Here is a 4,960-nt window from a genome sequence, read left to right as displayed (position 1 = left end):
GCTCGGGCTTGACCTCTTCCTTAGGTGTCGGCGTCGGCGCGACTTCGGTCGCCGGGGTCGGCTTCGGCTTTTCCTGCGGCTTCGGCACGTCCTCGACCGCCGGCTTCTCGGTCGGCGTCGGCGCCGGGGGCGGCGCGGATGTCTTCTCGACCGGCTTCGGCTTGGCCTCGTCGGTTACCGGCTTGTCGGTGTCGACGCTGTTCTCGCCGACCTTCTGCGCGTCGGGGACGCTATCCGGGCGCTTGGTCGGCCGCGGCGCCGGCTTGTCATGCATGACTGCTTTCTTGTCGCCCTGCAGGGTCTGCGCGATCGCTTCCATCGGCACGATGTCGACCGCGACGGACTCCACGTCGGAAGCCGGCATGGCGGGCGGCGAGGACAGCGTGAACAGCCCGAAGGCCAGCGCCACCGCATGCAAGATGACCGATGAGGTGAGGCCGGTCCGCATTTGGCGTTTACTGATCCTGTTCCTGCAGCGAAACCAGGCCGATGTTCTTGTAGCCGGCCGCCGAAATGCGGGCCATGACCTTCATGGCGGTGCCATAATCCGTCGACTTGTCGCCGCGAATGAAGATGCGCTCGTCATAGCCGGTCTTCGAGATTGCCTGCAGCTTCGCTACCAGCTCATCAATCGGGATCTCGGTTTCCTGCAGATAGATTTGGCCGGCCGCGTTGATCGACACCGTGATCGGCTGCGTGTCGACATTCATCGCCTTGGCTTTCGTGTCGGGCAGGTCGATCGGAACGCCGACGGTGAGCAACGGCGCCGCGACCATGAAGATGATCAGCAGCACCAGCATCACGTCGACCATCGGCGTGACGTTGATTTCCGACATCAGGCCATGATGACGACCGCGCCGCCGGTGGCCGCGTCCGCCTCGCCCTATGCCACCTGCGCTAGCAGCAGACATACCCATGATCGTACCTCAGGCCTTCTGCGCGACTTTTTCATCGATTTGGCGCGAGAGTATGGCGGAGAACTCATCCGCAAACCCTTCCATGCGCACGGCGAGCTTGTTCGCATCCGACGACAGCTTGTTGTAGGCGATGACGGCCGGAATGGCCGCGAGCAGGCCGATGGCCGTCGCCAGCAGCGCTTCTGCGATGCCGGGCGCCACGACCGAGAGGCTGGTGTTCTTCGAGGCGGCGATCGCCTGGAAGGAGGTCATGATACCGATGACGGTGCCGAACAAGCCGATGAATGGCGCGGCCGAACCCGTGGTGGCGAGGAAGCCGAGCCGACCCTCCAGCCTTTCCATCTCGCGGGTCAGCGCGAGATCCATCGCCTTGTCAATGCGGGTCTGCAATGCCAGCGCCGATTTGGCGCCCTTCTCGAAGCTCTTCTTCCATTCGCGCATGGCGGCGACGAAGATCGCGCCCATGCCGGTGGTCTTGCGGTCGGCGAGCGTGCGGTAGAGCTCCTCGAGCGACTGTCCCGACCAAAACACCTGCTCGAAGCGGTTGAGCGCCATCCGCATGCGGCTATAGGCGACAAGCTTGTCGATGATGATCGCCCAGGTCCAGATCGAGGCGCAGAGCAAGCCGATCATGACCAATTTGACCACCCAGCCGGCCTGCATGAACAAGGCCCATATCGACAAATGCGCGCCCGGGTCGGCGAGTGCGATGTTTTCCATGACTACGTCCTTAAGATTTTTCCGGGCATCGCTGGCGGCTGGCCCATGGCATCCCTTTGGTCCGATCGCGCGAAGCCTGAAGCTCGCGGGACAAGCCCCGAATGCACCGTTTCGCGGCGTTTTCGGGGCAAATCTTGGTGAAAGGAAGGCACACGAATTGCGCCAATCTTCACCAATTCCTTCATGAACCGTTATGGTTAAGGATGGGTTAGGAGATGAAGCGTGGCGCATTGCCGCGCCCACCCGGCCGGCGCCATGCTGGACGCGGCCGATCAGTGCACATCGCGCTGAAGCAGGTCCAGGCGACGCGCTTTAGGTGTTTTGGTGGATGTCGTTGTCCCAGAACGGGCAACTCCTGCGTGACAGGGATTCGGCCGAAGCCGGTTCGCGGTGATCAGTCGCTCGCCTTCGGCATAAAGGCCGCGATCCATTCCTTCGGAAATCTGCGCGGCCGGCCGCTCTCGCCGATGATCGCCGCCTCGACCTTCGCTTCGACCAGCACCTCGCCGCCACGCTTCAACTGCTGCGCCATGAAGATGCGGGCGCCCGAAATGTCCTCGGTGCGCGTGTCGATGGTGAGGATGTCGTCCATGCGGGCCGGCGAACGGAAGTCGATCTCCATGCGCCGCACCACCCAGACGATGCGCTCGCCATGCTTGCCATCGGCAAGCTCGGTGTGATGGACGCCGGCGAGCCTGAGATAGTCCGAGCGCCCGCGTTCGAAGAATTCGAGATAGCGCGCATGGTAGACGACGCCGGAGAAATCGGTGTCGGCATAGTAGACGCGGGCCATCAGGCGGTGGCCGGATTGCGTCAGCGTCCCCGAAAGCCCGGCGCTGAGCGCTGCGGATTCACCATGATCGTCCATCGCGCTTTCCTTTTGAGGCCCGAACGGGCAGGTGTTTGGCGCGAGAACCGGATGGCACTGTTGGGCGCGATGATCAAGACCTTGATGGCGGGCTGCTGGCGCTTGGCGCCTGCGCGGTTTTCCGTCCGCGTGAATAATACTGGAGCTACCCGAGGTCGATCTGCAGGATCTCTGGCGGCATGCCGAACCGCACCGGCATGATGCTGAAGCCGAGCCCGCCGGAGACGATCAGGTTGCGATCGTTCTCGACGACATGGCCATAGGCGTAGCGGTTGCCGAAGTCGGATGGCACGACCGGCGAATAGCCGAACAGCCGCACCTGCCCGCCATGGGTGTGGCCCGAAAGCGTCAGCGAAACCCGCCAGGGCACTTTCGGAAAGATGTCCGGCTCATGCGCGAGCAGGATGATCGGCTCGTCGCCTTGCACCTTGGCAAGCGTCCCGCCGAGGTCGTCGAGACCCTTGAAGCCGTGGCGGCCCAGGGCTTTGCTCGGCCGGATTGCCAGCTGGTCCGCAAGTCCGGCGATCCAGAAGCCATGCCCATCCTTCTCCAGCCGCACCACGTCGTTTTCCAGCACCGGGATGCCGACGCTCTCCAGTGCCCTGCGCGCGGCCGTCGGCCCGGCCTTGGCCAGTTGCGCCGCATGATCGTGCCACCAGTCGTGATTTCCGAGGATCGAGAGCACGCCGAGCGGCGCCTTCAGCCCTGACAAAGCGGCGGCCCACTCCGGTGCAGACACTTCGGCCGTGACCAGCCGCATTCCATCGACATAGTCGCCGAGCAGCACGATCAGGTCTGGCTGCAGGGCATTCGTCCGTTCGACGAGCGAAGCGATCCGCTCCGCCGTCATCCAGGGATGGCAGGCATGAATGTCGGCCAGTGCTGCGACGCGCAGCTTGAGGCCCGCGGGCCAGTGCGGCGGCGTCAGCGAGTAGCGTTTCACATGGGCGAGCAGCATCGGCTCAATGCCGACCGCATAGGCGCTCAACGACACCATGGACAGGAACGATCCGCCGATGAGGCGCAGAAAGCCACGTCTGGTGATCATCGGTCAGCCCCGACCCCCGGAAATGCGTCAAGCTGCCTTAGAGGCTGCAATTGTGCCTTCAGCTTGGCGGAGCTGGGGAGATTTCGCGCAGGAAGCCCTTCAAGGCGCGTCCGACGAACAAATGTCCGTTACTCTTCCTGGAACAGGCTGATCTGCTGCTGCGCGAGGTCTTTCGGTGCTTCAAGGCCGAGATGCCGCCAAGCATTGGCGGTCAGCACGCGGCCGCGCGGCGTGCGCTGGATGAAGCCCTGCTGGATCAGATAGGGCTCGATGATGTCCTCGATGGCGTCGCGCGGTTCCGACAGCCCAGCCGCGATCGTCTCGATGCCGACCGGTCCGCCGCCGAAGTTGCGGGCGATCATCGAGAGATACCGGCGGTCGAGCGCGTCGAGGCCGAGCCCGTCGACTTCCAGCCTGGTCAGCGCCTCGTCGGCAATGCGTTTATCGACATGGCCGTTTCCGGCGACGGAGGCGAAGTCTCGCACCCGGCGCAACAGACGTCCGGCAATGCGCGGCGTGCCGCGAGCGCGGCGCGCGATCTCCAGCGCGCCGTCGTCACCGAGCGGCATCGAGAGGATGCGGGCGCCGCGGCGCACGATCTGCTCCAGTTCCTCGACCGTGTAGAAATTGAGCCTGACTGGGATGCCGAAACGGTCGCGCAGAGGATTCGTCAAAAGTCCGAGCCGGGTTGTCGCCGCAACCAGCGTGAAGCGGGCAAGATCGATCTTGACCGAGCGCGCCGCCGGCCCCTCGCCGATGATGAGGTCAAGCTGGAAATCCTCCATCGCCGGGTAGAGGATTTCTTCCACCGCCGGATTGAGCCGGTGGATCTCGTCGATGAAGAGCACGTCGCGCTCCTCGAGATTGGTGAGCAGCGCCGCAAGGTCGCCGGCCTTGGCGATGACCGGCCCCGACGTCGAGCGGAAATTGACGCCGAGCTCACGCGCCATGATCTGCGCCAGCGTCGTCTTGCCGAGCCCCGGCGGGCCGACGAACAGCACATGGTCGAGCGCCTCGCCGCGGCTCTTGGCGGCATCGACGAAGACCTTGAGATTGGCACGCGCCGCAGCCTGGCCGACGAACTCGTCAAGCGACTGCGGCCGCAAGCTCTGGTCGGCATCCTCGCCGCGCTTGTCGGGGGCAATGAGACGGGGCGAAAGGCTCATGCGGTCTTCCTTGCATACGGCAAGGACCGGGACAAGCGCCGCCTCACCGCGCCAGTTCCTTCAGGCCGAAGCGGATCAGCTTCGAGGCATCCGCCCCTTCGCCGGCCGACTTTAGGGCCGCGGCCACCGCATTGGCGGCGATGTCGCGCGAATAGCCGAGATTGACCAGCGCCGAGACTGCGTCGGTGATGGGTGCTGCCGCCACGCCTTCGCCAAGCTCCTGCTTGAGGCTGATCGTGAC

Annotated in this window: 5 protein-coding genes and 2 pseudogenes; all 7 read right to left on the bottom strand. The window is 64.4% G+C overall.

Features of this window, described 5'->3' with window-relative positions:
* Positions 1-448, bottom strand: a pseudogene (locus EOA75_RS28650) (hypothetical protein); the annotation flags it as partial.
* Between the two features lie 7 nt (positions 449-455).
* Positions 456-917: a protein TolR gene (gene tolR, locus EOA75_RS28645; protein ID WP_095782570.1), complete on the bottom strand. Its 462-nt coding sequence runs from the start codon at positions 915-917 to the stop codon at positions 456-458.
* A 9-nt stretch (positions 918-926) separates the two neighbouring features.
* A complete protein-coding gene (gene tolQ, locus EOA75_RS28640; RefSeq protein ID WP_067001789.1) occupies positions 927-1,637 on the bottom strand; it encodes a protein TolQ in 711 nt (236 codons plus the stop codon).
* Positions 1,638-2,031: 394 nt separating this feature from the next.
* On the bottom strand, positions 2,032-2,505 hold the full coding sequence (gene ybgC, locus EOA75_RS28635; RefSeq protein ID WP_127325742.1) for a tol-pal system-associated acyl-CoA thioesterase: 474 nt from the start codon (positions 2,503-2,505) through the stop codon (positions 2,032-2,034).
* Positions 2,506-2,650: 145 nt separating this feature from the next.
* Positions 2,651-3,553 carry a metallophosphoesterase gene (locus EOA75_RS28630; RefSeq protein ID WP_127325741.1) on the bottom strand — a complete coding sequence of 301 codons (903 nt, stop codon included), beginning with the start codon at positions 3,551-3,553 and terminating at the stop codon, positions 2,651-2,653.
* Positions 3,554-3,681: 128 nt separating this feature from the next.
* Positions 3,682-4,719 (bottom strand): Holliday junction branch migration DNA helicase RuvB, encoded by a 1,038-nt coding sequence (gene ruvB, locus EOA75_RS28625; RefSeq protein ID WP_067002199.1) that lies wholly within the window; start codon positions 4,717-4,719, stop codon positions 3,682-3,684.
* A gap of 43 nt (positions 4,720-4,762) precedes the next feature.
* Positions 4,763-4,960: pseudogene (locus EOA75_RS28620) on the bottom strand (Holliday junction branch migration protein RuvA); the annotation flags it as partial.

It is taken from the genome of Mesorhizobium sp. M1A.F.Ca.IN.022.07.1.1, from assembly GCF_003997575.1.
Taxonomy (GTDB): Bacteria; Pseudomonadota; Alphaproteobacteria; order Rhizobiales; family Rhizobiaceae; genus Mesorhizobium.
Note: the sequence above shows the minus strand (reverse complement) of the source record. Positions and strands in the feature narration are given on the sequence as shown.

Excerpts from the sequence above, each read along its gene's own strand:
- ybgC (WP_127325742.1), bottom strand. The coding sequence starts at position 2,505 with ATGGACGATCATGGTGAATCCGCAGCGCTCAGCGCCGGGCTTTCGGGG.
- tolQ (WP_067001789.1), bottom strand. The coding sequence starts at position 1,637 with ATGGAAAACATCGCACTCGCCGACCCGGGCGCGCATTTGTCGATATGG.
- ruvB (WP_067002199.1), bottom strand. The coding sequence starts at position 4,719 with ATGAGCCTTTCGCCCCGTCTCATTGCCCCCGACAAGCGCGGCGAGGAT.
- tolR (WP_095782570.1), bottom strand. The coding sequence starts at position 917 with ATGGGTATGTCTGCTGCTAGCGCAGGTGGCATAGGGCGAGGCGGACGC.
- EOA75_RS28630 (WP_127325741.1), bottom strand. The coding sequence starts at position 3,553 with ATGATCACCAGACGTGGCTTTCTGCGCCTCATCGGCGGATCGTTCCTG.